General features: G+C 63.0%; 19 protein-coding genes. 3 read left to right on the top strand and 16 right to left on the bottom strand.

Features of this window, described 5'->3' with window-relative positions:
• Window positions 1-19 precede the first annotated feature (19 nt).
• The gene (locus RQX22_RS07895) at window positions 20-1,177 is read right to left on the bottom strand and encodes a M23 family metallopeptidase (protein WP_315725282.1); all 1,158 of its coding nucleotides are present in this window, start codon (window positions 1,175-1,177) and stop codon (window positions 20-22) included.
• Window positions 1,178-1,360: 183 nt separating this feature from the next.
• Between RQX22_RS07895 and RQX22_RS07890 the strand changes: the two genes are divergently transcribed.
• Window positions 1,361-3,250, top strand: coding sequence for a gamma-glutamyltransferase family protein (locus tag RQX22_RS07890; RefSeq protein WP_315725280.1), 1,890 nt, complete (start codon window positions 1,361-1,363; stop codon window positions 3,248-3,250).
• A 116-nt stretch (window positions 3,251-3,366) separates the two neighbouring features.
• Here RQX22_RS07890 and RQX22_RS07885 read toward each other — a convergent pair whose 3' ends face one another.
• The 7 genes from RQX22_RS07885 to RQX22_RS07855 form a co-directional block, all read right to left on the bottom strand.
• A complete protein-coding gene (locus RQX22_RS07885; RefSeq protein WP_315725278.1) occupies window positions 3,367-5,022 on the bottom strand; it encodes an N-acyl-D-amino-acid deacylase family protein in 1,656 nt (551 codons plus the stop codon).
• 158 nt (window positions 5,023-5,180) lie between these two features.
• A complete protein-coding gene (locus RQX22_RS07880; RefSeq protein WP_315725276.1) occupies window positions 5,181-5,957 on the bottom strand; it encodes a PP2C family protein-serine/threonine phosphatase in 777 nt (258 codons plus the stop codon).
• Window positions 5,954-6,970: a type VI secretion system-associated FHA domain protein TagH gene (gene tagH, locus RQX22_RS07875; RefSeq protein WP_315725273.1), complete on the bottom strand. Its 1,017-nt coding sequence runs from the start codon at window positions 6,968-6,970 to the stop codon at window positions 5,954-5,956. The genes RQX22_RS07880 and tagH overlap by 4 nt, the downstream gene beginning before the upstream one ends.
• A complete protein-coding gene (locus tag RQX22_RS07870) occupies window positions 6,970-8,679 on the bottom strand; it encodes a protein kinase domain-containing protein (RefSeq protein WP_315725271.1) in 1,710 nt (569 codons plus the stop codon). Before RQX22_RS07870 ends, tagH begins: the two co-directional genes overlap by 1 nt.
• An 86-nt stretch (window positions 8,680-8,765) precedes the next feature.
• Window positions 8,766-9,542, bottom strand: a complete 777-nt coding sequence (locus RQX22_RS07865; protein WP_315725269.1) for a LysM peptidoglycan-binding domain-containing protein — start codon at window positions 9,540-9,542, stop codon at window positions 8,766-8,768.
• The gene (locus RQX22_RS07860; protein ID WP_315725267.1) at window positions 9,539-11,155 is read right to left on the bottom strand and encodes a putative bifunctional diguanylate cyclase/phosphodiesterase; all 1,617 of its coding nucleotides are present in this window, start codon (window positions 11,153-11,155) and stop codon (window positions 9,539-9,541) included. Before RQX22_RS07860 ends, RQX22_RS07865 begins: the two co-directional genes overlap by 4 nt.
• Window positions 11,156-11,344: 189 nt before the next feature.
• Window positions 11,345-12,736, bottom strand: a complete 1,392-nt coding sequence (locus tag RQX22_RS07855; protein ID WP_315725265.1) for an amino acid permease — start codon at window positions 12,734-12,736, stop codon at window positions 11,345-11,347.
• Between the two features lie 356 nt (window positions 12,737-13,092).
• Between RQX22_RS07855 and RQX22_RS07850 the strand changes: the two genes are divergently transcribed.
• The gene (locus RQX22_RS07850) at window positions 13,093-14,526 is read left to right on the top strand and encodes an amidohydrolase family protein (RefSeq protein ID WP_315725263.1); all 1,434 of its coding nucleotides are present in this window, start codon (window positions 13,093-13,095) and stop codon (window positions 14,524-14,526) included.
• Window positions 14,527-14,668: 142 nt separating this feature from the next.
• Window positions 14,669-15,904 (top strand): DmpA family aminopeptidase, encoded by a 1,236-nt coding sequence (locus RQX22_RS07845; protein WP_315725262.1) that lies wholly within the window; start codon window positions 14,669-14,671, stop codon window positions 15,902-15,904.
• 69 nt (window positions 15,905-15,973) lie between these two features.
• Here the strand turns inward: RQX22_RS07845 and RQX22_RS07840 are convergent, their stop codons facing one another.
• The 8 genes from RQX22_RS07840 to RQX22_RS07805 form a co-directional block, all read right to left on the bottom strand.
• Window positions 15,974-17,923 (bottom strand): DUF885 domain-containing protein, encoded by a 1,950-nt coding sequence (locus tag RQX22_RS07840; protein WP_315725260.1) that lies wholly within the window; start codon window positions 17,921-17,923, stop codon window positions 15,974-15,976.
• Between the two features lie 22 nt (window positions 17,924-17,945).
• Window positions 17,946-19,049 carry a dipeptidase gene (locus tag RQX22_RS07835; protein ID WP_315725258.1) on the bottom strand — a complete coding sequence of 368 codons (1,104 nt, stop codon included), beginning with the start codon at window positions 19,047-19,049 and terminating at the stop codon, window positions 17,946-17,948.
• A 284-nt stretch (window positions 19,050-19,333) separates the two neighbouring features.
• Window positions 19,334-21,685: a TonB-dependent receptor gene (locus tag RQX22_RS07830; RefSeq protein ID WP_315725256.1), complete on the bottom strand. Its 2,352-nt coding sequence runs from the start codon at window positions 21,683-21,685 to the stop codon at window positions 19,334-19,336.
• A 477-nt stretch (window positions 21,686-22,162) separates the two neighbouring features.
• Window positions 22,163-23,125 (bottom strand): gamma carbonic anhydrase family protein, encoded by a 963-nt coding sequence (locus RQX22_RS07825; protein WP_315725255.1) that lies wholly within the window; start codon window positions 23,123-23,125, stop codon window positions 22,163-22,165.
• An 8-nt stretch (window positions 23,126-23,133) separates the two neighbouring features.
• On the bottom strand, window positions 23,134-24,147 hold the full coding sequence (meaB, locus tag RQX22_RS07820; protein WP_315725253.1) for a methylmalonyl Co-A mutase-associated GTPase MeaB: 1,014 nt from the start codon (window positions 24,145-24,147) through the stop codon (window positions 23,134-23,136).
• Window positions 24,144-24,527 (bottom strand): hotdog domain-containing protein, encoded by a 384-nt coding sequence (locus RQX22_RS07815; RefSeq protein WP_315725251.1) that lies wholly within the window; start codon window positions 24,525-24,527, stop codon window positions 24,144-24,146. Before RQX22_RS07815 ends, meaB begins: the two co-directional genes overlap by 4 nt.
• Complete coding sequence (locus tag RQX22_RS07810; protein ID WP_315725249.1) at window positions 24,524-26,086, bottom strand: class I adenylate-forming enzyme family protein; 1,563 nt, start codon at window positions 26,084-26,086, stop codon at window positions 24,524-24,526. The genes RQX22_RS07815 and RQX22_RS07810 overlap by 4 nt, the downstream gene beginning before the upstream one ends.
• On the bottom strand, window positions 26,083-26,481 hold the full coding sequence (locus tag RQX22_RS07805; RefSeq protein ID WP_315725248.1) for a cobalamin B12-binding domain-containing protein: 399 nt from the start codon (window positions 26,479-26,481) through the stop codon (window positions 26,083-26,085). The genes RQX22_RS07810 and RQX22_RS07805 overlap by 4 nt, the downstream gene beginning before the upstream one ends.

The raw sequence follows: 26,481 nt of genomic DNA, 5'->3' as shown, positions 1-26,481 counted from the left end.
ACGACGCCGGACGGCGAGATCAATCCTTGCCGGCGCGCACCAGATCGCCGGACTGGACCGGCCGGTCCCCGTCCGCCGCCGGAAGCAGGATGTCCACGAAGCTGGGCGGAATGGCCGCGCAGGAAAGCACGCTTGGTCGGTCGCAAATCTGGAAATGCAAATGCGGCTCCGTCGAATTGCCCGAGGAGCCGAGGCTACCGATCACCGTCCCGGATCGCACGCGTTCGCCGACCCGGACCTTCACGCTGCCGGGGCGAAGATGGGCATAGACAGAATATTCGCCATTGCCATGGTCGATGACCACGCCGTCTCCGACGACCCCGGCCTCCCCCGATGCGAGATTGCGGGCCTGGCGCTCCCCGATCCGCGCATAATAAGCGTTCATCGCCTCGTCGGGTTTGCGCAGCAAGGGTGTTTCTTCCGGGCCTCCTGAAACCAGCTTCGCGACGACACCGTCGGCGGCCGCGACCACATCCGCGCCATAAGCGTAGAAATCGGCATTGGCGTCGCCGGCTCCGCTATGGCTGTTGCCGTCCGCATCGACGGCGATGATGTCCAAGGCGAATTCTTCGGGGACGGCCCAGCGGTGGGTCGTATGAAAGCTCGCCGCCGCAGCGACCAGCCAGGTCCGGGTGCCGGCGAGCGGCCAGCGGAACCGGGTCGCCGAGCCGGCCGCGTCGATCGGAATGAACGCGCTGGCGACCTCCGATCCCATATCGTCCGCCCGCGCCGTGACGCGAACCCTATTACGCGCGCCGCGATAGGCAAAGACCTGCTGCATGAGAAGCAGGGCCTGGCCGGGCATTATCTTCGTCTGTTCGGAAAAGCTTGCGTCGCCGAGCAGCCGACCGTCGCAAAACTGGAAGGGCGCAAGCTCCAAAATTCCCTGCGCCTTGACGGCTTGCGCCGTTCGGACCGCGGCGTCGAGCGAAGGTCCCTTGATCGATCGTGTGTCGATGACGCGATCGCCCTCGAGCAAAGCAATCTCTATTTCTGCGATGGCGCGAGGGACTTTGCCCTTGTTCACGACGGCAATATTCTGAACCAGCAGTCCTTGTATCCCGCGGATGCTGTCCAGCGGATAGGGCCGCACGACCTTTTCAGGACAGAAGCGGATTTCGAGCTTCTCTGCCGGAGCGGCCTTGCCCGCCGACGCAAGAAGCACCGTCAGAGCCAAGGCCAAATATCTTATAATATCCCCTCCTCGACCGTCATGCCGACGGCCAATTCCCCGTTCGAAGATGAGCCCTTTTCCCATGAGAGTCCATTGCCGATCGGACGGCTGCCGGGACTGGCCCGCTTGGGCAAGGCCATGACAACGTCCGACCCTTGACTTGAAGGTTGGCATTGGCGACCCAGGATGGACATTGGCAACAATATGGGCTCCGGCATGCGACGCATCATCACTTCCCTTATGGCCCTGCTGTTGGTGGCGACCGGGCCGCAGGCAGCTTCCGCGCAGGCCACCGCCAAACCGGTTCTCCACGGCCGCCATTGGGTCGCGATCACCGGCAAGCCGCTTGCGGCGACGGCGGGCGCCACGATCTTCGCCAAGGGCGGAAATGCCGTCGACGCCGCCTGCGCGATGCTGGCCGCGACTTCGACCATGTGGGACGTGCTGTCCTGGGGCGGCGAGACGCAGGCCTTGATCTACAATCCCAAGACCAAGAAGGTGATCGGCATCAATGCCCTCGGCGTCGCGCCGACGGGGGCCACGCCGGACTATTACAAGCAGCAGGGCATGAAACATCCGCCGGAATTCGGGCCGCTCGCGGCGGTGACGCCGGGGACGCCGGGCGGCCTGCTGGTGATGCTCGCCGAATATGGGAAGCTCAGCCTCAAGGAGGTTCTGGAGCCGGCCATCCAGATGGCGGACGGCTATCCGATCGAGAAGCAGACCGCCGATTATATCGAGCAGAACAAGGAGCGGATCAAGCAATGGCCCTATTCCCGGGCCCTGTTCCTGACCCATCCCGGGCGCGCGCGCGAAGCGCCGGACGCGGGCGAGATCTTCCGCCAGCGCGATCTCGCCGCCATGCTTCGCAAATTGGTCGCGGCAGAGCAGCAGGCGCTTGCCGCCGGCAAGAGCCGCAAGGAAGCGATCCAGGCGGCCTATGACCGTTTCTATCGCGGCGACATCGCCGAAGAACTGGTGCGAAGCACACGCGAGCAGGGCGGCCTGTTCACCATGCAGGACCTGGCCGACTGGCGGGTGCGGATCGAGGAACCGGTCCAGACCAGCTATCGCGGCATCCAGGTCTACAAGCTGCGCGAATGGACGCAGGGCCCGGCGCTGCTCCAGGCGCTCAACATCCTGGAAGGATATGATTTGAAGTCGATGGGCTATAACAGCGCCCGCTACGTCCATACGCTCTATCAGGCGATGAACCTCGCCTTCGCCGATCGCGATTTCTATTATGGCGACATCTATGCCGGGCCGGAGGAGCCGATAAGGGGCCTTCTCTCCAAGGATTATGCCCGCAGCCGCGCCAAGCTGATCCGGCCCGACCGCAACGATCCGAATATCGGCCCGGGCGATCCCTACCCGTTCCAGCGCGGCCGCAATCCCTATCAGAACCTGCTTCGGGACTGGAACCGCAACCGCAGCGAGCTGGACGCCCGCTCGACGCCTCCGCTCGCCCAGGCCGAATTCGAAAAGACCTTCCGCTCCGGCACGACGACCGTGCAGGCCGCGGACGCCGAAGGCTGGGTGGTTTCGATCACGCCGAGCGGCGGCTGGATTCCGGCGGTGATCGCCGGCCGGACCGGCGTCGGCCTCAGCCAGCGGGCGCAAAGCTTCGTGCTCGATGCCGCGGACGGGCCCTATAATGTCATCGCCCCGGGCAAGCAGCCGCGCGTCACCCTGACCCCGAGCCTGGCCCTGAAGGACGGCAGCCCCTTCCTCTCCTTCGCCGTCCAGGGCGGCGACACGCAGGACCAGAACCTGCTTCAATTCTTCCTGAACATGGTCGAATTCGACATGAACGTGCAGCAGGCCGCGGAAGCGCCCAATATCAATTCCTACCAGATGCGCGCATCGTTCGGCGAGCATGAGATCCAGCCGGGCGGGCTGCTGCTGAACGAGCAGATGCCGCCCTGGGTCCGATCGGAGCTGGATAAGATGGGCTATAAATTGAGCTACGGCCGCAAGACCTCAGGCCCGATCAACGCGATCTATTTCGACCGCGAGCATGGCACCTTCTGGGGCGGATCCAGCAATCATGGCGACGATTACGGCATCGCCTGGTGAGACGCGCCGGGCGTACCTGACTCGTCCCGGATACGTCCTTTTTCTCCTTGTTTTCCCGTTAGTTCCGGGTCGCCAGATGATTCCATCCGCCGTGAATCAAGTCCAGGGCGAGGCGTTCATCGGTCGGAAGGCTGCCGGGCGATGAAGGCGCCCGGCGTCGCGCCGGTCGGCGCGCCGTCGCGCCACACCGCAATGCCCCCGACCAGCACATGTTTCATTCCCACGGCGAGGCGTTCGGGATGCACATAGTCCGCCTTGTCGGCCACAGCCGCCGGATCGAAGATGGCGATATCGGCGGCCTTGCCGACGGCGATCTCCCCGCGATCATATAGGCGCAGATGCCGGGCCGGCAGCGACGTCATCTTGCGGATCGCCTCGGCAAGCGGAAAGAGTTTCAGATCGCGGCTGTAATGGCCGAGCACGCGGGCGAAAGACCCGCTCGAGCGCGGATGCGGGGCCGCCTGATAGACGCTCCCCTTGCCGATATAGGATCCGTCGCTGGAGATCATGTCCCAGGGCTGCACGAGCAGCCTCTGGACATCCTCTTCCACCATAGCGCCGGCGGTGATGATGATCGTCCCTTTTGCATTGAGGAGGAGGTCGACCATGGTGTCGAAGGGATCTTCTCCTTTCGCTTCGGCCATGAGGGACAGATATTTTCCGACGAGATCCGGCTGACCGGGCGCGTCGACGATGCGGATGCTGTCATAGCCGACCGCCTTCACCCAGGAGAAGCCGCCCCGATAGCCATTGTTGGTCGCGTCCCGGAGCGCCGCCTTGGCCGCCGGATCGGCGAGCGTGGTCCGCAGCGCCGCGATGACGCTGTCCAGGCTCTGCGAGGGGCGGATGGGCGGTTGGCCCGGAAAGACCAGGATATTGGCCAGCCGATTGGTCTGGGCGCCATCATAGGGATAGATGTCCGCCACGATATCATGTCCCTGGGCGCGCAGCGCATCGATCCGGGCGACGAGGTCCGCCGACTTCCCTTTGTTGGACAAACCCACCGCCTTCAGGTGCCCGAGCTTTGCCGGGATGCCGGCAGCGATACCGATCTCGGCGGTCTCCAGTTCGGAGGCCAGGAACTGCTTGACCGGATCGCGGGAATGGGAATCGAACGTGCCGTCGAACGGCTTCACTTCCCTGGCGAGCGCGACGATTTCCTCGCGCGGACTGAACATGCCGGGATCGTACATCAGCCCGGCGGACAGGCCGACGCAACCCATCGCCATGCCTTCGCGGACCAGCGCCTTCATCCGGTCCATCTCTGCCTCGGTCGCCGCTCGCTTTTCATGGCCCATCACGGCCTTGCGAACGCCATTATGGCCGACATAGCAGAAATGATTGGTGCTCGATCCCTTGGCCTTGAGCGCCGCGAACAGGGTGCGAAGCTCGTCCGGCGACCGAAAGCCGTCAGCGCCGATCGAAGAGGTAGTGATCCCCTGGGCCAGGATCTGCGGCGCCAGGAACGGCCCCTCGACGCCCGTCACCGATTCCAGCACATGGCTGTGCGGATCGACGAATCCCGGCGCGACCGTCAATCCACGCGCGTCGATCTCGGTCTTCGCCTCGCGGTCGCCGGCGGCGCCGACGAAGAGGATGCGGCCACCGCCAATGCCGATATCCGCGCGGCGCGGCGCGGAGCCGGTACCGTCATAGACGGTTCCGTTGCGGATGATGAGATCCAGCCCGGCCTCGGCGGCCGGCGCGACGGCCGCCCCCGCCAGCAGGAAGGAGGCTGCGATCAATTTCGTGAAAATTCCAGCTTTCGTCACCACAGATCCTCTTATGGGCTGTCCTTGCCTGGACATTTGAATAGAGCCTGATTGCTCGCGACTCTTCCCGTCTGTCAATCGGCGCGGCAAGGCGCGATCCTCGCGAGGATCGTCCGGCGCCAGGCTCGACAATGGCGAAGAGACTCCGCTTGCCCCGCTCAGGGTGCCCGAATGATGATGAAGGAGATATTGTCCGGTGCCCCGGCTTCCAGGGCGGCGGCGAGCAGGGCATCCGCCATCGCCTCGATGTCGTCGCCGGCCAAGCAGGCTTCGATCTGGCCGACGCCGACCATGTCGCTGAGGCCATCGGTGCACAGGAGAAGGAGGTCCCCCGCTTCGATCGTGCCGCTGCTGATATCCAGCCGGAGCGTCGCGGCGGCGCCGACCGCCCTCGTGATGACGTGGGCGCTCGGGTGGGACGGAGCATCGGCCGCGGCAATGACGCCGGCATCGATCAATTCCTGGACGACGCTGTGATCACGGCTGATGCGGTAGCAACGGCTGTCGCGATACAGATAGGCGCGGCTGTCGCCGGCCCAGAGACAATGATAGTGATCGTCGGTCACGATCAGCGCCACGACGGTGGATCCGCTGATGTCGGACCCGCCTTTCGCCTCGCTGATGCCGACCAGTTGCGCATTGACCTGCTGCACCGCCGCAGCCGCGGCATCGGCGGTGACCGTACCGCCGGCCGCGCAGGCACGGAGCGCGCCCGCCACCAACTCAGCCGCCACGTCGCCCGCCCGATGCCCGCCCATGCCGTCGGCGATCGCCCACAGGCGCGCATCCGGCAAGGCCACGAACCTGTCTTCGTTGAGGGAGCGCACCTTGCCGACATGGCTGCGCGCGGCACAGCGATACGCGCCGGCTGCCTGCGGCGCCACCGGCTCCGGCTCCGCCTGCTGCTCGCTAATGAAGCGGCCGAGGAAGCTCACAGGCCGCCTCCGTTGTTCAGATCGCGCATCTTCTGTTCATAGGCCGAAATGAAGGCACGATTGATCGAACCGTCGAGATCGTCGCGCATCTGTGCGTCGAGATCCCGATGGACCTGTTCATATTCCGTCCAGAGCGCGCTGGACCTTCCCTTGAGGAACAGCTTCTGCCCTTCGATCCGCTCCTCGATCCGCTTGGGGCTGGCAATATCGACCAGCGCCAGCAAGGAAGCGCGAAAGCCGCAAAAGGTGCTGAGGAGATGCCGCTTCAGATCCTCGAAGGAGGCCTTCAGTGCGGCCGGACCGGACAGGAATCCGCTGTCGCGCGAAAGCAGCAGATCGATGGCCAGCCTCTGGGTCGGGGCCCATTTGAACGGATTATTGTCCTGCTGGCCGATCGTCGTCCGATCCATTCGATACTGCGTCTTCGCGCTGCTTCGTTCGCTCATCAGATCGCCGACCCCCAGGATCATCTGGCGGTAGATGGCACCCGCGCGGCGCATCACGTCCGCGGGATCCTCCTCGGAGAATGCCGACGCGTCGAGCTTGGCGCCCTCGCAAAATGCCTCGAGAAGCGAGCCGTCACCGGTCAGCGGAGGCGGCTCCGGCGAATCCGCCCAGTCGCTCGGTATCTCGGCACGGTCCCCGAAGGGCGCGGCGAGCACCATCGTCTGGTTGAGCGGATTGGTGGCCTGGGAAGCGAAAGGGGACGGATCGACCACCACCCGATACTTGCCGAAGCGGAAGGCGGCGCCGAGGCCCAGCGTCTGTTCGGACCCCGTCTCCATCCTCTCCCCGTCCGCGCGGAACACGCCGTTGGCGCCCAATGGCCGAAGCCGCAACGCGCCGTCGCGATAGCTGAGCTCCAGATGCGTCCGCGACACCTCGCATTCGGGATCGGCAATGACCCAATCGGCGGCCGGATCCCGGCCGACCCGCGTCGTGCCTTCGTTCAGCATGCGCGCGTCGACCGGGTGAAGCTGGTCGCTTTCGTGAAAGAGCTTGAGCAGGAACATCAGGCGACGCGCCGTCCGAAGCGGCCGGCCTGAGGCGCCGCCGCAGCCGGGAGATCGACCCGGGTGGCATTCAGGGACGGGTCCGCGGACACGCTTTCGGGATTGCCGGCTGCGCGCTCCTCGAGCGTCGAGGCGAGCGCGTTGAAGCCGTCGAACAGATCCCCGAATTCGTCCCGCCGGCCATGCGATATGCGATAGTCGAGCCTTCCGTTGGCGGCATCGGCCAGCGCCGATTTGAGCTGCCGGATCGGGCGGGCGAGCTGGCTCGCGATCGTATAGCTTAGCGCCAGCACGATCAGGAGCAGGGCCGCCCCCAGACCCAATAACAGGCTACGCGCACTCGCCGCCGCGGCTTTCAATTCGCCACCGCCGACCACCAGCTCGATCGTGCCGAAAGGCTGGCCGGCATAGCGGACGGCGCGCCGGAACCGGAAGCCTTTCTTCGGCGTCGAGGTGACGATCTGGTCGGAGCTCGAGGCCAGAACCGTCTCGCCCTCGACGGGTTTCAGCAAGGTGCCCAGCCGCGCCGGATCGCTCGACCCCCTGATCCTGCGATGGGCGTCGGCCATGACGATCCGCTGCACGTTCGGATCCTTGGACGCAGCGGCGACGAATGCCTGCACCGGCAGCCAATCCTGCTGGGCAGCGGGCAATCCGGCATTTTCGACTGCACGCAGGGCCACGTTGGTGGCGACGAAGGACGCGATCGATGTGCCGGATGTAAGCGCCATGCGCTCCATCATCTTATATTGCCTGTCGAGCACCGCGGTGATGCTGACCAGCAAGGCAACCGCGGTGGCGACGCCCATGACGAGCGTCAGCCGCCATTCCAGCGATAGGCCGCGCCGATGCTGGCGCCGTTCGGCAAAGAGCGCCTCATATTCCCGTCGCAGCGTGTTGGCGACATCCGCGCCGCTGGCGAACCGCTTTTCGGGCTGCTTCGCGAGCAGCTTGTCGACGACGAACTGAAGGCCGCGCGGGCAATCGGGAATGGACGCGGCGATAGGGTCCGGATTTTGCTGCGTGATCTGGAGGGCGATGGTGGCGAGGCTGGATCCGCCGAAAGCCGGCTGGCCGGTGATCATTTCATGGAGGACGGCCCCCAGCGAAAAGAGATCCGAGCGATGATCGATCTCCAGCCCCAGCGCCTGTTCCGGGCTCATGTAGCGGGGCGTCCCCAACACCTGGCCGACCTGGGTCCGCAAGGCGTTGAGTTCGGCGCGGACCCGATCGGCCTCGCCGATGCGGGCGATCCCGAAATCCAGGATTTTCGCGCTCGCGCCATCCTCGCACAGGACGATGTTGGACGGCTTGATATCGCGATGGACGATGCCGAGCCCGTGCGCGTAATGCAGCGCACGGGCGATTTGTCCGGCGATACGGATGCTCCGCTTGAGCGTCAGCCGACCATGTTTAGCAATATGTTCGTCGAGCGGCTCGCCGTTCAGCAGCTCCATCGCGATATAGGGATAATCGTCCGCCTCACCGACATCGTAGATGGTGACGATATTGGGATGGGAGAGCGCGCCGGCCGCCTTGGCTTCCCGCAGGAAGCGGGTGACGATCTCCGGATTCTGCCGGAACTCGTTCTTCAGCACCTTGATCGCCAGGACGCGATCGATGCTTGGATCGTGGGCGCGATAGACATTGGCCATCGCGCCCTCGCCAATGAGTTTTTCGATCTTGTAGCGACCGATCAGCTGCACCATCGTTCCTTAAAGTGTGGCGCCTTTCAGGCATGGGCCGCCAAGGTAATGATGAAGGGTTAAGTTTGGATTGCCTTTAGCGCGCAAAATCAGGGCCTTGCCCGGACGGTGCCTTGGATGCGCAAGGCGCGGTTGAGATCGTTGCGGATGACGGCGCTCGACGGATCGAGGCTCAAGGCCTGACGAAGCAGCGTCACCGCCCGATTGATCGACCCGGAATTCATCGCCGCCAGCCCCTGCCCGCGAAGCTTCGAGGCCTGGGCCGCATTGGCCGGCCGCTGCGCCGGCTTCGATGCGGGCGAAGGCGCCTTCGCCGCGCCCTGCGCGGGGCCGGTCTTCTGGCTTGGGGCGGCTCCGGGTTTGGGAGCCGGCTTGCGCACCACGGCCGGGGTCGGCGCGCGGCCCGGCAATAGAATGGTCTGGCCTGGTCCGACCGAACTGGGCACCGCGATATCATTGTAACGGGCGAGCGCGAAGAACATCATCGGATTGCCGAGGTGGCGCGCCGCCAGCACCGACAGGCTGTCCCCTTCCTTCAGCGTGTAACGATGGTTTTCGGTGCCGAGGAGAATCTTCGGGTCGCGATCGATCTGATCGATCAACTGGCGCGCGACCGAATCGCCCGGCTGCTTCTTCAGCACAGCCATCAACAATTTCCGGGCCGGAACCGGTTCGCCGCGATTGAGCAATTCGATCGCTTCCATGACCTGGCTGCGTCCCTTCCAGCCCGTGGCGGCGCTTCCGGAAGCGGATTCCACCGCTCCGGTGTTCGTCTTCCCGCCGCAGCCGCCCAGCAGCACGGTCGCCAGCACGGTCGCCATGATGAAGCCGCGCCGCCTGCTGCGGCCCGAGGCGAAAACGGTCATGCGATAATCCTATTCTCTAGATCATTGATGATGCGGCCGACGGGGTTCGCCAGCCTTGCTTGCCAGGCCGGGTCGACGGCGAGGCGAACGAATTCGGCGGCACCGAGCGGCCTGGAAAAATGAAAGCCCTGGAAGATGGCGCAGCCAAAGCCTTGCAGCATTTCGACCTCCTCGCTTTTCTCCACGCCTTCGGCGAGGATGCCGATTTCGAGCCCTCTGGCGAGCTCGATCAGGCTCCGGCAGATGGCCTGGCTGTCTTTGTGCATGTGTACGTCGAGAACGAATTCGCGATCGATCTTCAGCCGATCGAACGGAAGCTTCTTCAAATAGCTCAGGCTCGAATAGCCGGCGCCGAAATCGTCGATGGAAATGCTGATGCCCGCAGCGCGGAGCGCGACGAACAATGCCTGCGTGCGATCGACATCCTCCGCAGCCGCGGTTTCGGTCAATTCCAGTTCCAGCGCCTCCGGCGGCAGCCGGTGCCGCTCGAGCGTCCGCAGGATCATCGATTCGAGCTTGGGATCCCGCAACTGCGTCGCGGATAGGTTGACCGCCACCCTCAGTCCGCCAATGCCGCGCCTCTGCCAATTGCGGGCCTCGCGACAGGCGGCGTTGAGGGTCCACATGCCGATTTCGTTGATGAGGTTGATGTCTTCGAGAATGGGGACGAAGCGGCCTGGCGAAATCAGTCCGGCCTGAGGATGGTGCCAGCGAAGCAACGCCTCGGCACCGATGAGCCTGCCGCGGGCGAGGTCGACGACCGGCTGGAATTCCATTTCGAGCTGGCTTCGGGCAATCGCATGACGCAGATCCTGTTCGAGGGAGAAACGCTCTCGCGCTGCCTGAACAGATCTTCCGGGCGCTGCGGCCTTGGTTGCGTCGGCCGGTCTCTGAATCGACACCAGGGCTCGGGTCAGCACTGCGGCGGGATCGTTTCCGTCCACGCCGAGAACGCCCGTCCCGACCTCCAGGTCGGGAATGATGAGCCGGTCGCCGGCTTCGATTTCGCCGCCCAGGGCATAGCAGATCGCCTGCAATTCCTTCCGTCCGCTTTCCGCCGGACTGTCACGAAACCAGATGGCGAAACAATCCCGGTCGATATGGGCGAGTGGCCGGTTCTTGCCGACGGCGGCGGCCAGGTTTGCGGCGAATGCCTTCAGCGCAGTCTCGGCACTTGCGGGATCGAATGCGGACAAGCGGTCATAATCGGAAAAGCGGATCGTACCGACCAGGGAATCCCGTGGATCCCGGCCAATGTCCTCGGCAATCTGCAACAGCAGATATTCGCGGGTCGGCAATCCTGTCAGCGGATGGCGTTGCACCCAGCGATGCTGAAGCGCCTCCGCTTGTTCGGTCAGTTGCGAAATGCCGGCAAGGATCGTGTCGATCTCGTTCTCGCCCGCCTCCGGTTCGAGCGTCCCGGCACGGCCGGTATGCGCCGCGAGCCTGCGGGCTGCGACGCCAAGCGGACCGAGCAGCCTGTGAAGAGAAATGAGTGCCGCCGCCGTCAGAGCGATCGCGACGGCGACGAGACCCGCTTTCAGGCCCGGCGGCAGTGACGGCAACATATAGAGCAGCCACCCAGGCGCGGCGGCCGCCGCCGCGGCCAGCACGATCCTGGTCCGGTAGCTTGGCTTCCGGCGGAAACGAACGGCCTTACGCGCTGTCTCTTGCAAAACCTGTCTCGACCCGTGGTGTCACGAGCGAGACCTAACGCCATCTTATTGTTTATTTCTTAAGCGCTTGGGAGAAAGTTCCTCCCCCACCATTACCATGCCGGCCAAGCCTGTTCCATTCCCTTGCTACTTGGCCAGGCTTTTGCGCATGCCGTAGACGAAATAGACCGCCAGACCGACAGCATTCCAGGTCAGGAAGTAGAGCTGGGTCTTGCTGGGCAGACTCCAGAACAGATAGGCGCAGCCCAATATTCCGATGAGCCCGACGAGCAGGGCCCCCGGCGTGCGGAATGGCCGGAGCATGTCGGGTGCGCGCTTGCGCAGGATCAGCATGCACAGGCCGACGGCGGCAAAGGCGATCAGGGTGCCGGCATTGGCCAGCGCCGCGATCTCGTCGATCGGGAACACGCCGGCGATGATCGAAACCAGCACCGCCGTGACGATGGTGATGCGCACCGGCGCCCCGCGACTGGAGATCCTGGCGAGGCTTTGGGGAAGAAAGCCGTCGCGGGCCATCACCAGGAAGATCCGGCTTTGGCCGTAAAGGAAGGCCAGTAGAACGGTGGGCAAGGCAATGACCGCAGCGGCCGCGATGATCGTCGCTATGCCCGGTTGGCCAAGCTCGCGCAGGATGAGAGCCAGCGGTTCCGGGCTGTCGGCGAAAATGGTGAAGGAAATGGCGCCGACCGCCGCTGCCGCCACGATCATGTAGATCAGGGTGCAGATCAGCATCGACCCGATGATGCCGATCGGCAGATTGCGCTCCGGATTCTTGGTCTCTTCGGCGGCCGTCGAAATCGCGTCGAAGCCGTAGAAAGCGAAGAAAATGATCGCCGCCGCCGCCATCACGCCGCGTTCCACGCCGTCGGCATCCATGGTCTTGCCGAAGCCGAAGGGCATGAACGGGTCGAGATTGGCGCCGTCGAAATGCGGCAGCGCAACCGCCACGAACAAAGCGAGCGTAGCGATCTTCACCACCACCAGCACCGCGTTCACGGTGGCGCTCTCCCGCGTGCCGATCATCAGCAGCCCGGTGACGACGGCGATGATGAAGATGGCTGGAAGATTGACGATGCCGCCGAGCTGCGGCCCCTGCATCAGCGCCATGGGGATGCCCAGCCATGCGTCCAGCAGAGGCGCGGCATAGCCGGACCAGCCCACCGCGACGGCCGACACCACGAGCGAATATTCGAGGATCAGGCTCCAGCCGATCACCCAGGCGAAAATTTCGCCGAGAACCGCATAGCTGTAGGTATAGGCGCTCCCGGCAGCCGGCATCATCGTCGACAATTCGGCATAAGCCAGTGCAGCGCAGGCGCAGATCAACCCGGCGACGGCGAAGGAGATCAGCACGGCCGGCCCCGCCCGATCGGCGCCGACGCCGGTCAGGGTAAGGATGCCGGTGCCCACGATCGCCCCAACACCGAGCGCCACCAGATGCGGCCAGGACAGGGTACGGGCCATGCGATGTTCGACCGGCCGCTCGTCTCCAAGAAGGATGGCCTTCTTTCTCAGCATCTTGCTAATCGGATCACTCCCCCAAAAGTGTCGCGGCGCGCGGCGCGCACGCTTGTCACGCCCACGTGCCTGCCAAGGGCCTCCGGACGCAAGCGACAAATCTTCGATACTAGAGCCAGTTTTCCTAACGCGTGCCGGAAGGCCGCCCAAGCATCGATCCCGTCCATATCGCTGCAGCGCTGCATCAACATAGAATTTCTGATCCTTTGCCCTAACTTTATTCGATTGCCTGCCCGTTGTCCCGCCACCCATGGTTCAGCCCATATCGCGCCAGACGGGAGTCGGAGGAGGTTGCTCTCCACAGCGGCACCGGAATAGCGCAAGGTTGCTGGCAGATCCGCCAACGGAGGGGCTCAATGACGATCAAATGGATTTCAACTCTGCTGCTCTCGGCCGCGCTCCTGGCGAGCCCGGCGACGGCGCAGGATCGCGCAGCGGAAACACGGCCCATCCATGATCGCAGCCAGTGGCTGCCGCCATCGGTTCCGACGTCGGACGATGTGCTGCGCATTCCAGCCCCTGCGGGGTATAATGCGCCGAAGGGATCGTTCGTGCTGGTCGGCGGCCGGCTGTTCGACGGCACCGGCGCGGCGGCACGGCCGGCGACCATCGTGGTCGAGGGCAAGACGATCACCGCCGTGCTGAAGCCGGACGACCGCAACTGGCCGAAGGACGCGATCGTCTATGACGTCACCGGTAAGACGGTGATGCCGGGGCTGATCGATCTCCACATGCACCTGACCTTCCTCGATGCCGACGATATGAGCGTCTATTCGGACTCCAATATCAGCGGTGCGCAATCGGTCATGCGTGGCTTGGGCCGCATGGGAATCTACCTTCAGTCCGGCGTCACCAGCGTGCGCGATGTCGGCTCGCATGGCGACGCGCCGTTCGTACTCAAGAAATTGCAGGCAGCGGGCGAAATTCCGGGTCCGCGCATCTTCGCGGCCGGCCAGCTCATCACCATGACCGGCGGCCATGGTGCGGGGCACGCTTTCGGGCCGGGCTATCCCGAGGTCGGGGACGGCAACCCCAATTCGATGGTGCGGATCGCCTCCGGCCCCGACGAATGGCGCGAGGCGGTGCGCATCCAGTTCGCCAAGGGCGCGGACCTGATCAAGCTGGCCAGCGAATATAGCCAGGCCGAGATCAGCGCCGCGGTCGACGAAGCCCACTCGCTGGGTCTGCCGGTCACGGTCGATGCCGAGACGCAATATATCGACATGGCGATCAAGGCCGGCGTCGATTCGATCGAGCATCCACTGCCGCGCAGCGACGCCGCGATCGCGCTGATGGCCAAAAAGGGCGTCGCATCGGTGCCGACATTGATCCCCTACCGCATCATCACGAGGTCGAGCGGCGGCTATTTCGGCTCCACATCGCGCCGCTTCCAGCTGAACGAAACCACCATCCTGGACATGGCCCGCAAGATGCGAAGAGCAGGCGTGAAGATGGGGATCGGCCTCGACCTGATCATGAACTGGCCCGAATATATGCCCGGCGCTTATATCAACGAGCTCGAATCCTTCACCCAGATCGGCTTCACCAGGACCGAGGCGCTGGTCGCGGCAACCAAGACGAGCGCCGAGATCATGCGCATGGGAGATCGTCTCGGCACCATCGAACGCGGAAAGCTGGCCGACATCATCGTGGTGGACGGCAATCCCGACCAGGATCTGAGCGCGCTGAAGAAGGTCCGCACGGCCTTCGTCAACGGCCGGCTGATGCTGCAGGACGGCAGGTTGTTCATGCCCGCTCACGAAGAAAAGCCGCTGCCAAGCGCGAAATAGGATCGGGAACGGATCGGGAGGCGGCGATGATCCTTGTATAGGGCCGGCGAGCTGGCGAATTTCGTTATGCGACAGGCTCTATTCAAATGATTAATCCGCACGAGACCAGGGCCGACGGTCGGAAAAAAGAGGAGAGCCAACGATGAAGATGAAGCCGTTCCTGCTCCTGTCGCTTTGCGCTCTGCTGGTCGGCGCCGGCCCCGCCGCGGCGGCCGAACATCGCGCACGCGATCTCGGCGTGCCTTTCAAGGGTCAGACGGGGCCGCTGAATGCCATCACCGACGTCAAGGGCGTCGAAGTCGGCCAGACGACCCTGATCAAGGGCAACGGAAAATTGCAGAAGGGCATCGGGCCCGTGCGCACCGGCGTCACCGCAATCCACCCGCGCGGCAAGGCATCCACCGAACCCGTATTCGCTTCCTGGTTTGCCCTGAACGCGTCCGGTGAGATGACCGGAACGACGTGGCTGGACGAACGCGGGCTCCTCGACGGACCGATCATGATCACCAACACCCATAGTGTCGGCGTGGTGCGGGATGCGGCAGTCGCCTGGATGGTCGAAAAGGGGTGGCCGGCCCTTTGGCACGCGCCGGTCGCCGCGGAGACCTTCGACGGGTTCATCAACGACATAAACGGCTATCACGTCACCAAGGAGGATGCGCTCGCGGCGATGCGCACGGCCAAAGCGGGACCCGTCGTGGAAGGCTCGGTCGGCGGCGGCACCGGCATGATGTGCAACGGCTTCAAGGGCGGAAACGGAACGTCGTCCAGGGTGCTGACGGTCGGCAAGCAGACCTATACGGTCGGCGTATTCGTGCAGTGCAATTACGGCAATCGGGGGGAGCTGAAGACCATCGCCGGCGTCCCCGTTCCCGAGTTACAGAATGTCCAGAAATTCTGCTACGAAGATCCTTCGATCGAAGGCCAATATTCGCGCTACTTCGCCAAATGCCCCGATCCCTCCCCCAAGCAGAATGGCGATCCGCCAAAAGACGGCTCGATCATCGTCGTCGTGGCGACCGACGCGCCGCTGCTTCCGCATCAGCTGAAGCGTCTGGTGAAGCGCCCTTCGCTGGCGCTCGGTCGGCTGGGCGCGATCAGCAATGACGGCTCGGGCGACATCTTCATCGCCTTTTCCACCGCCAATACCGGCATGCTGAGCGAGAATGAGCCGTCCACCGGCCTGACCATGCATCCGAACAACCTGCTGTCGCCGCTGTTCAACGCGACGATCGAGGCCACCGAAGAAGCCATCGTCAACGCGATGGTGGCTGCCGAGACGATGGTCGGGGCAGATTCATTGCGGATGCCCGAACTGCCGGAAGATCTGCTGGCGCAGATCATGGCGAGACACGCCGCCGCCAACCGGAAGCGTTGAGGCGACGCGGTCGGCCTGGGCCTTTTAGCCCTCCCCTAAAGGGGATGGGCCAGATGGGGTTCAAACTGGCTAGCTGGCCTTCCGAGATTCGATCCATTCATTCACCCGCCGTTCCAGCAACGGCAGCGACATCTGGCCGCTTGCCAGTATCGTGTCGTGAAAGCCCTTGATGTCGAACCGGGGACCGAGGGTGGTTTCCGCGCGCCGGCGCAATTCCTCGATCTTGATCATGCCGATCTTGTAACCTGTGGCCTGGCCCGGGGAGAGGATGTAGCGCCGGACTTCCGCACGAATCTGGCCTTCGGCTGCCGGCGAATTCTCCCTGAAATAATCGACCGCCTGCTGTTCGGTCCATCCCTTCGAATGAAGACCGGTGTCCACGACGAGGCGGATCGCACGCCAGATCTCGGTCGTGAGGCGGCCGAAATCGGAATAGGGATCCTGGTATCCGCCCATCTCCTTAGCGAGCTTTTCGGTGTAGAGGCCCCACCCCTCCTGGGTTGCATTATAATATAAGGCGGTTCGGAACTTCGGAACGTTGGTCAGCTCCCGCGCGATCGAGAATTGCATGTGGTGGCCGGGATTGCCTTCATGATAGGCGATCACTTCCATTTGCGGGATCGGCATCGCCTTCATGTCGATCAGATGCGCGTAGAAGACGCCCGGGCGGGTGCCGTCCGCCGAAGCCATCAGATAATGTTGCGGCGCTCCCGCCTGCTCGCGATAGGGCTCGACCCGCTTCACGATGACGTCCGCCTTGGGCAGGATGTTGAAGAATTCGGGAAGCCTGGTCTTCATCCTGGCAAGATGGGCAGTCGCCGCATCGATATAGGCCTGCCGGCCCTCATCGGTGTTGGGATAATAGAAGCGATCGTCGTCGCGCACATATTTGAAGAAGTCCTGCAGCGACCCCTCGAAGCCGACCTTCTGCTTGATCGCTTCCATTTCGCCCTTGATCCGGGCGACCTCGTCGAGACCGATCTGGTGGATCTGCTCCGCGGTAAGGTCGGTGGTCGTCGAATTGGCGAGCATTTCGGCATAATAGGCCTTGCCGTTCGGATTCTTGCCGACACCGGTCGCGACCACATCCGCCTTCGGGCGCTCCGCCTGGGCCCAAGCGACGATCTGGCGGTGGGCAGGCCCCCAATCCTCGATCAGAGCTTTTCGCACGGCTGCCTTATATCGATCCGCCTTGGCCTGATCGATCTTGCCCGCCTTGACGAGGCCGGCGATCTCCGCCTGCGCATCGGTCCAGACGGCATTGTCGCCTTCGCCCCCGAACGGTGCACCCGAACTGAGCGCGGTCGATTGCTCGATGACGCCGTCGAAGGAAAATTGAGGCGGCCGCGCCCCGGCGGCGGCGTTGATCTTCGCCCTTTCCAGATTTTGCAGAAGCGCACGCGAAATGCCGCTGATGCGCGCGATATAGCCATCCATATCCGACGGCTCGCTCACCGTGTGCACGGAAAGAAGGAAGCGCGTCAGCATGGTCTGCGGACCGAAGTGGGAAGTGATGACATATTCGCTCCGGCGGAATTTGTGGGCCGCCGCCGCCATGTCATATTGTTCGATCCACAGATCGTAGGAAAGCTTTCCCTCCGCCGTCAGCTTCGACCGGTCGAATTTCGACTTGAGCTCCTCTACGGATTTCCGCTTCCATTCCAGCACGCGGGCCATGCCGGCCTCGGACATGTCATCGAATTTGTCATTGTCCTTCCTGTCGCCGCCATAGCTGCGCGTCATCGGACTGAAACCCAGCTGCTCCTCATATTTGGCGTCGAACCAGGCGTTGATTCGGGCCGTCTCGGCCTCGGCCTGCGGATTCGAGGCAGCCGCCTGCGCGATGGCGGCGATCGCCGGCAGGCCATGAATGCCGGCGATCGACAAGGTCGCGGCGGTGGCCAGCCGCATCGCCCGCTGCGCCGCGCCGGTCCGCCGCGAACGCCCCTGTCCAACCCATCCATCACTCGAAACGGGCACGTCCATTATCTTTCCTCTTCCGATCATATTCACGGTCATCAATGCGACGCAGGAGTTGGCGTCAAGCACCCCAGACCTTTTCATAGACTCGCAGCAGATTGCCGCCGAGCACCTTCTTCAACTCCGCGTCCGTCCAGCCCCGCTGCATCAGGCCCTGCGTCACGTTCGGCAGGTCGGTGATCACTTCATAATCCTTGACCATGAACCAGGGCGGATTGTTGCTGTGCGCGATCGGCGGCCAAAGCTCTGGGATGATCACGCTGATATCGGGCCGATCGAACATGAAGTCCGGTCCGAGGGCGATATGATCGACGCCGACGAGACGCTTCAGATAATCATATTGGTCGAGATGCTTGTCCAAGGCGACCTGCGGCGTCAGCGGGATCTTTTCGTCCTTGCGGCTGCGCGCATGAAAATCGTTGATGGTGGTGAGGCCGATCGTGCCACCGGTCCTGGCGATCGCCTCGATCATCCGGTCGGTCATGTTGCGCGGATTATCAACCAGCGCCCGCAAATTTGTGTGCGAGCAGATGATCGGCATGCCCTTCGACATTTCGATCGCGTCCCAGGATGTCTGGTCGCCCGTATGGCCGCCGACATCGAGCACGATATTGAGCTTGTGAATCTCCTCGACCAGGCGCCGCCCGGCGGCACTGAGCGGTACGGTCGGCGCCCAGGCGCCGCCCCCGAACGAATCCTGCACATTGTAATTGATGCCGACAATCCGGAGCCCGAGCTCGTGATACATACGCAGATTGCGGATGGCCGGCATTGTCGGACCGCCGTCCGAGATCAGCGGGTGGGCAGCCTGCCAGCCGGACAGATGCCCGACCTTGCCGTCCTTGTGCGCCCGGCGAATGTCGCGAACGCTTTTGACCTGGGTGATGCGGTTCGAATATCGATCGCAGAAATGCAGCAGGCTCACGAAGCTGTCGATCCCGCCCATGCTTTGATGCCAGACATCGACCCCGGCGGCCTCGAGCATGCCCAGATACCGCTCGGTCAGCCCGGACGGGTCGAGGCCGTCGATGAGGATGGTCGAATCCTGGAGCCGGCGCGCATCCTTCACGCTGACGTTGCCGCCGCGGTTCTGCGCAAACGCGCCCGGCGCGGAAAACGCGGCCGCTGCGCCCAGCGCGGAAAATAGAGCCTCTCTCCGGTTCATTGTCGTTCTCCTCTAACATATCGACACCGAACGCCGGTCAATCCGTACATCGGGTGCGCACGGCGTGACACGATCAGCACGCCGATCGGCGGCAAGTGGCGCGGGAGACAGCGGCCAAAGTCCATTGGCAAGGTCCACCGCCGCCAAGTTCCGGCCAGGCGGACTCACGAAAGAAGCAAGGCAGGATTGTCCTGCAGCCGACGCCGTCGGAAGGCAGACAGAACTCGCGCTGATTCATCGCAAAATGGAGGTGACGACGCCCGAAGACGCCGTCACCCCAATCGTCAGAATTGGAAGCTCGCATTGACACCGATGGTCCGGGGGCGAAGCCGATAGGCGCGCCCGCCACCCAAGAGATTATCAACCCAGGTGAGGTCCTTACGGTTGGTCAGGTTTTTGGCGAACACCCCGACCTTTATGTTGTCGATCGTGATACCGGCATTGAGGCCGAACAGATGATAGTCGCCGACCCTACCGGTCTCGAAAAGCGTGCTGTAGTAGCTGCTGACATATGTCCAGTCACCCCGGATGAAGGCTTCATTTCCGCCAATGTCGAAGCGCTTTTCAAGAGCGAAATAGGCGTTGTGATCGGGCGAACCCGGCAAGTCGGCGTCTCTGATCCCTCCCGAAAGCGAGAGCGAATCCGGGTCATTTCCCAGAGTGGCTTTCGACCAGGATGCCGAGAATTGAGCGTAGAAATCGCCAGGCAACCGGCCGGACAATTCAAATTCCACGCCCTTCACCGTTGCACTACCGGCGTTGAAATAGAAACCTGCGCCGAACGGAACGGTCAGAAGTATAACCGGAATACCCTTCCAGTCGGTATAGTAAGCGGTCAGAGAGCCGCTGACGTTACCGCTCAACGACTGAAACTTGAAGCCAGCTTCATATGTGTCGACCTTGTCAGGATCGAGCAAGCCTTCCGGAGGACGACGCTCGGAGCCATCTGCAAAATCGAACAGCCCATTTCCATCAGGATCGTTGAAGGGGTCCAGAGTGTTTTGAATTTGCGGCTGACGGAAGCCCTGCGCCCATTGGCCATACAGAAGAATCTGCTCGCTCGGCTTGTAGGCGGCGTTGATTTTCCAGTTCACGCCATCGATGCTCTTCTCGAAACCCTGCAGCCCGTTCGCAATGGTGGGTTCGTCCGACTTATCGAGGAAGATCGGATACGACATATTGAACTTATAGTAACGAGCTCCGACGGTCAAAGTGAACGGATCCCACGGCGTGAACGCCGCTTCGCCAAAGGCTGCGAATTGCTTGGTCACCAACTTGCGTTCAGGGCCTTCGCCAAGGAGCTGTTCAATTGTGAATGTCGGCCCCGGATTATCGGGAGTACCCGGATCGAAGACAGTTCCGCTGTAGCGCAGATTCGCAAAAATATGCTCCGAGCGGTTCTCATAATAGAGGCCGGCAACGATACCGAGCGGCCCGTCCCAGTCGGACGTGAACCGAGTTTCGTTCACGAAGATATTGTGGTACTTGCGCCCAGCGGAATAGGTTCCGCCTAATATTGATACGCCATAGAATCCCAATGACAATTGGCTATTCGCATTGTAATCTATATAAGACGTAGAGTTCAACAGAGAGCCCCAGTCCCAGCTATATTCTGCAACAAGATTTGATAGATTCAAAGTTGCATTACTGAACTCGTCGGAATTGCTGAGTGGCCCCGTTCTGGGAGCGACCTGAAGATAATCAGTTTCCGACACATCGAGGTTGATGTAGCCGAGACCGTCCTGTTTGACGCGCTGATAAAGGTGCATCGCGTTAAACGACAACCCCTCCATCGGTTCCCACAAGATACTGCCGCGGAAGCCCGTCGTCTTTGACGCGCCAACATTTTCGCGATCGCGCGACTGCACACCCAGGGCAGTCTGGCCGATGATGTCCGCCGTGGGCTGGCTTCCGGCCACGTTATCGATATAGCCATCATCGAAAACACGATAGGCGACCAGGCGAGCCGCAAGCTGATCCTGAATGATCGGCAGGTTGAGCACACCGTGAAGCTGATAATTGTTGCCGCCACGACGAGCGGTGCGCGAATATTCCGCTTCGACCTTGCCTTCCACATCGTTCAGGTCAGGCGCGTTGGGAATGACGCGAACGGCGCCACCAAGTGCGCCCGATCCGAACAGAGTGCCCTGCGGTCCACGCAGAACTTCGACGCGCTGAACGTCAAACAGCTTGGGGTCGGAATTGCCGGCCTGGTTGCCGTTGATCTGGGTGCCCAGCCCGGTGACGGGCACTTCTCCGAAATAGCTGCCGGTCGGGGTGTTCGTCGAGATTTGGCTGCCGGTGCTGATGCCACGGATGATGATCGTGTTCTGACCGTTGCCGCGATCCTGGTAGCTGACGCCCGGAAGCGACTGAAGGTAATCGTCCATTCCGACCAGATTGCGCTTTTCGATCTGGTCCTCGCCGATTGCGCTGATCGCCATTGCCGTATCTTGCAGCGTCGTCTCACGACGCGTTGCGGTGACGACAATTTCGTTGCCATTTTCCTGGCCCTGATTGCTGGCCTGAACGGCGTCGTTGGCGGGCTCTTCGGCTTCAGGGGTCGCCTGGGCGAAAGCCGGTGCCGCCCAGATCAGGGCGATGGCGCAACCATATTTGATATCACCCAGTTTCATCGTTTCGTCCCCCTTATGTTGGATTGGGTTCCTCGTCCGCTGTGCGGACCGAAATGTGTCTACCCCTTGTTTATGTTGACTTTCGGTTTGGAAGCGCAAACCAGTATTGCTAAGTTGCAGCCATAGCTTATCTTAGGCTGCGCATTTCCAGGGCGACGTCGATCCTGCATCTGCCTAGACGACAGGCGCGCAACAGCTGCGACCGAGAGCCGGGAGCGGTAGAGATTCTCTTTCTACGACTCATAAAAACTTGGCATTGCCGGGGGGTGCTGGCGAGACACGGATTCCACCGTGATCAGTGCGGCCGCAAGCGCGTAGACAGCGCGATCTACACCATGGTCGCTTCAGACTGAATGGTCTGAATCCTGCACGCTGTCTCAACAGGGAGTTTGATCGTGCGCCGGAGGCTGCGCGCAATCGGCGGCCGATGGCCGCAGGTGCGACATATCGCGATTGCCCTCGCCATCATCCCGCGTTTCACGCCGCCGGGCCGGCCGACTGCCCCCTGACCAGCTTCGTTCGAGGCGCCGTCCCCACGCGATGGTGGCGCCGGCCCTTCGAGGCAGCGGTTCTTGCGATGAAGACATTTTCGCCAAGGCCTACCCGATCGGAGCCAGCCTGGGCGGTACGATCGAAGATCGAGGCAAATACAGAGTCGGAAATCGCGGCTTTGCGCTGCTCATATTCGCCGGGATCGACCGGTCGGACCGCCTTTGCGGGGGATCCCGAATGAAGCCAGCCGGATTGCAGGACAGAATGGGGGGAGATGACGGAGCCGGCCGCGATGACCGCCCCGTTCCCGATCGCGGCTCCATCGAGGATGGTGGCATTGTCCTCGATGAGACAATCGTCCCCGACCGTGCATCCGTGGATGACGACATTCTGGCCGGCAGTGACCCGCCTGCCGATCTGCACCGGGCAGGGTTCATGAGCGATATGCACAATCGACCCCTCGCCGAGCCGGAAATCCTCGCCGATCCGCGCGAAATTCCCCTCGGCGCGAATGACGGCGCCTGGCCCGAACCAGGGATCCGGGCCGATCGTGAGGCTGCCCAGCAAGCTTACGCGCGGGCCGCAATATCGCGGCGCCGATTCGAGGCTGGGAGCGGTATCGCCATAAGCCGATATATGGGGCAGCTCGGCAACCAGGAGGTCGCCGAGCGCGCAATGGATGTCGACGTCGAGATGGAGTTCGCGAGCGACCTTCGCCGCCAGGGTCAAGAGGGCCTGGGGCTTGAACCGGCGAACGGCCGTCCTGCAATATGGCTGGAACGGTGCGAGATCTCGGCACCCCAGATAATGCGCAGCCAGATAGCGGCCCACTGCCAGCCGCTCGTGACCAAGGGCCATGCTGTGCGCCAGCAATTGCCTCGCGGCATCCGGATCGTGACTCCGCAAAGCCGCTTTCAGCACCTTCTTCTGTTTGGCGGGCTGCTGCATGGCAATGCTCAGGCGGCGGCGTTTCCCTTGCGACCGTCGACGCCTTCGTCGGTCGGTGCGGCGGGATCCGCTGCCACCAGTGGATCGCTTCCCAGCAGTTCGTCGACGGCGCCATAGGGATCCAGCCGGCGCGCGGCGACCTTCGCCACCGTGGCGTCCAATCGTCCGTTGCCGGTGCGCTCCGCGAGTTGCCGAAGCACCCGGTCGCGCAGCAGTGCTTCGACCTCATTCCTGATCGCTTCGAGATCCCGGCGGTCGGCGTCGCCGCTCTCCGCCGCCCAGACACCATGCTCCTCGATAGCGGCGATCAGCTCATCGATCCCGCTATTCTCGGTCGCCGACGTCTTCACGATCGGGATACGCCAGGCTAGGCGCGGCGTCCCGAGGGTCATCATCTGCGCGAAATCCTTGACCGCGCGGTCGGCGCCCGGCCGATCGGCCTTGTTGACGACGAGGATGTCGGCGATCTCGATGATACCCGATTTGATCGCCTGGATATCGTCGCCTGCACCGGGAATGGTGACGAGGCAGACAGTGTCGACGATGCGCACGACCTCCACCTCTTCCTGCCCGACGCCGACGGTTTCCACCAGGATGATGTCGAAGCCGAGCGCGTCGAGGATGTTGACGACGCGGTTGGTCGCCCGCGCAAGGCCGCCCGAATTGCCGCGATTGGCCATGCTCCGGATGTAGACGCCTTCGTCGAGAAACCGCTCCCGCATGCGGACGCGGTCACCCAGGATCGCGCCGCCCGTAAATGGACTGGACGGATCGACCGCCACCACCGCGACGCGATCATAGGATGCCCGAAAGCCAGCCAATAGCGCGGCCACGAGCGAGCTCTTTCCGGCGCCCGGCGGCCCGGTGATCCCGATGACCTTCGCGTGCCCGGTATCGCCGTGGGTCGAACGCACCACCTCCGCCGCTTCGGGTTCGTCATTCTCGACGATGGACAGAAGCCGAGCGGTCGGTGCGACTTCGCCCTTCCTGGCCCTGGCGATGAGGTCGGAAATCCTGCTCATGAGGCCGGCCGCCGCTTGTCCAGCGGCACCACCGCCACGGCGATGGCCTTGGTCACCAGCTCGGGCTCCGCCAGCACGCGCGCGGAGGAATCGTGCGGCCCATCGAGCTGGATCAGCTTGTGGGCGGTGCATTCGAACGTGCGCGACGTATTCCCCGTTTTGACGAGCGTGGCACGGATCTCGATATAATCGCCGCTCCAGACCGGCCCCAGGAACTCGGCATTCATGGCGCGCATGAGACCTTCATCGCCATCATGCCTGATCAGACCCTCGGTCACCGCATCGCTGAACAGCTGCAGGATCCTGGCGCCATCGACCAGGCCGCCTGCATAATGGCCGTCAGCCGTGGACATGCGCAGCCGGATGACATTCTCGATCATGCCGCCACCTCGCTCGTCTGGGCCCGCAAGAACTGATCCCGCACTTCCCGCCGTGCGATCTTGCCGATCCCGGTGCGCGGCAGATCCCCGACGAAGTGGACCGATTTCGGGGTCTTGTACCCGGCCAGCTGCTGGCGGCAGAAGGCAAGCAATTCCTTTTCCGGCATTTCCGCACCCAGATGGAGGACGACGAAGGCATGGACGGCCTCGCCCCAATTGTCGTCGGGCACGCCGACAACGGCGGCTTCGCGCACGGATTCATGGCTGAGCAGAGCCGCTTCGACCTCGCTCGGGATCACGGTCACGCCGCCCGACTTGATCACTTCCTTGACGCGTCCCGAAAGGACGAGGAAGCCGTCTTCGTCGATCCGGCCGATGTCGCCGGTTCTCATCCAGCCATCCCGCATCACTTGCGCCGTGGTGTTCGGATCCTGCCAGTAGCCGGCAAAGAGAGTCGGCGACCGCGCGATGATTTCACCCGGCTCGTCACCGCTGCCAGGCTCCCCGTCTTCTCCCAATATGCGCAATTCGGCACCGATCATGGGACGTCCCACCGTGCCGAGTTTCGGTATCTGGCGCGACGGCCCTTGCACCGTCAGGCACAATTGCTCGATCATTCCGTAAAACTGGACGAATTCGGTGTCGGGGAGAAGCCCGGCCAATTGCGTGATCAGTTGCGGCGGCATCGGCTCGGACGCGTAGGAGATGAGACGAAGCGAGGCCGGCACTTTCGCGGGAATATGTTCGATCAAGCGCCGGAGCGTCGTCGGCACGGCGTCGACATGGGTGATGCCGTGCGCCTCGATCGCCTCCCAGGCGCCGCGCGCATCGAAATGCGGCATGATGACATGGGTGCCGCGCACCAATGTGAGCGGGATCAGATGTTCGAGGCAGGACGAGAATAAGGGAAGGAAATGCAAAGTCCGTTCGCCGTCGCGAAGTCCGAGCTCCAGCCCCATGACCATGGCCGTGGTGCAAAGGCCGCGATGCGTGTGCACCGCTCCCTTCGATCGGCCGGTCGATCCCGACGTGAACAGAATCAGGGCAGGATCGTCTTCGGCGACGGAGACGGGCTGGACCAAGGGTTCAGCATCGGCAAGCCGGCGCGCATAGGAAAGATGGCCGCTATCGGAAGCTTCGTCGAGCGACAGGATGTGCTCGATCCCCGACGCTTCCAGTTCCGCATCCGATCCGGCGAGGTGGCTTGCAAGCGCGGCAGCGACGACCAGGACCTTCGGACGCATCTGGCCGAGCGCGGCCAGTGCATCCTTCTTCTCCCACCAATGATCGAGCGGTACCGCGATCGCCCCGAGCAACGGAATGCCAAAGATGATCTCGAGGAATTCAGGTCGGTTGGGAGCCCATAATGCGACCCGGTCGCCCTTGACCACGCCGAGACCGGCGAGGACGGTGGCGAACCGGCGCGCGCGGTCGCTGACCTGCGCATAGGTGCGGGTCAGATCGCCGAAGATGATCGCCGTGCGTTCCGGATCGGACGCCGCGGCATGAGACAGGATCCCGTCCAGACGCAGCCCGGATCCATGCGTGCGGAGTGTCACCGACCACCATCCCATTGTCTGACATAGTCGATGATCGCGGTGGTTGGCGTGCCCGGCCCGAAGACTTCGGCCACACCCGAATCCTTCACTTTCGGAATATCGCGCGGCGGCAGGATTCCGCCCATGATCACCAGCACCTCTTTGGCCGCCTGCTCCTTCAGCGCCTTGCAGATTTCTTCTGCAAAGTGGAGATGCGATCCGGACAATATGCTGAGGCCGAGGACGTCCGCATCCTCTTCCAGGACCGTACGGACGATCATCTCGGCCGTCTGGAAAATCCCCGTATAGATGACTTCGAAACCGGCATCACGAAAAGCCCGGGCAATGATCTTCGCCCCGCGGTCGTGACCGTCGAGTCCGGGCTTAGCAACGACAACTCGTAGCGGCGCTTTCAT

The sequence above is a fragment of the Sphingosinicella rhizophila genome, assembly GCF_032378825.1.
In the GTDB taxonomy this organism is placed as follows: Bacteria; Pseudomonadota; Alphaproteobacteria; order Sphingomonadales; family Sphingomonadaceae; genus Allosphingosinicella; species Allosphingosinicella rhizophila.
Note: the sequence above shows the minus strand (reverse complement) of the source record. Positions and strands in the feature narration are given on the sequence as shown.

Coding starts and splice junctions, on each gene's coding strand:
- RQX22_RS07890 (WP_315725280.1), top strand. CDS start 1,361: ATGGACATTGGCAACAATATGGGCTCCGGCATGCGACGCATCATCACT.
- tagH (WP_315725273.1), bottom strand. CDS start 6,970: ATGTTCCTGCTCAAGCTCTTTCACGAAAGCGACCAGCTTCACCCGGTC.
- RQX22_RS07870 (WP_315725271.1), bottom strand. CDS start 8,679: ATGGTGCAGCTGATCGGTCGCTACAAGATCGAAAAACTCATTGGCGAG.
- RQX22_RS07865 (WP_315725269.1), bottom strand. CDS start 9,542: ATGACCGTTTTCGCCTCGGGCCGCAGCAGGCGGCGCGGCTTCATCATG.
- RQX22_RS07855 (WP_315725265.1), bottom strand. CDS start 12,736: ATGCTGAGAAAGAAGGCCATCCTTCTTGGAGACGAGCGGCCGGTCGAA.
- RQX22_RS07850 (WP_315725263.1), top strand. CDS start 13,093: ATGACGATCAAATGGATTTCAACTCTGCTGCTCTCGGCCGCGCTCCTG.
- RQX22_RS07845 (WP_315725262.1), top strand. CDS start 14,669: ATGAAGATGAAGCCGTTCCTGCTCCTGTCGCTTTGCGCTCTGCTGGTC.
- RQX22_RS07840 (WP_315725260.1), bottom strand. CDS start 17,923: ATGACCGTGAATATGATCGGAAGAGGAAAGATAATGGACGTGCCCGTT.
- RQX22_RS07835 (WP_315725258.1), bottom strand. CDS start 19,049: ATGAACCGGAGAGAGGCTCTATTTTCCGCGCTGGGCGCAGCGGCCGCG.
- RQX22_RS07830 (WP_315725256.1), bottom strand. CDS start 21,685: ATGAAACTGGGTGATATCAAATATGGTTGCGCCATCGCCCTGATCTGG.
- RQX22_RS07825 (WP_315725255.1), bottom strand. CDS start 23,125: ATGCAGCAGCCCGCCAAACAGAAGAAGGTGCTGAAAGCGGCTTTGCGG.
- meaB (WP_315725253.1), bottom strand. CDS start 24,147: ATGAGCAGGATTTCCGACCTCATCGCCAGGGCCAGGAAGGGCGAAGTC.
- RQX22_RS07815 (WP_315725251.1), bottom strand. CDS start 24,527: ATGATCGAGAATGTCATCCGGCTGCGCATGTCCACGGCTGACGGCCAT.
- RQX22_RS07805 (WP_315725248.1), bottom strand. CDS start 26,481: ATGAAAGCGCCGCTACGAGTTGTCGTTGCTAAGCCCGGACTCGACGGT.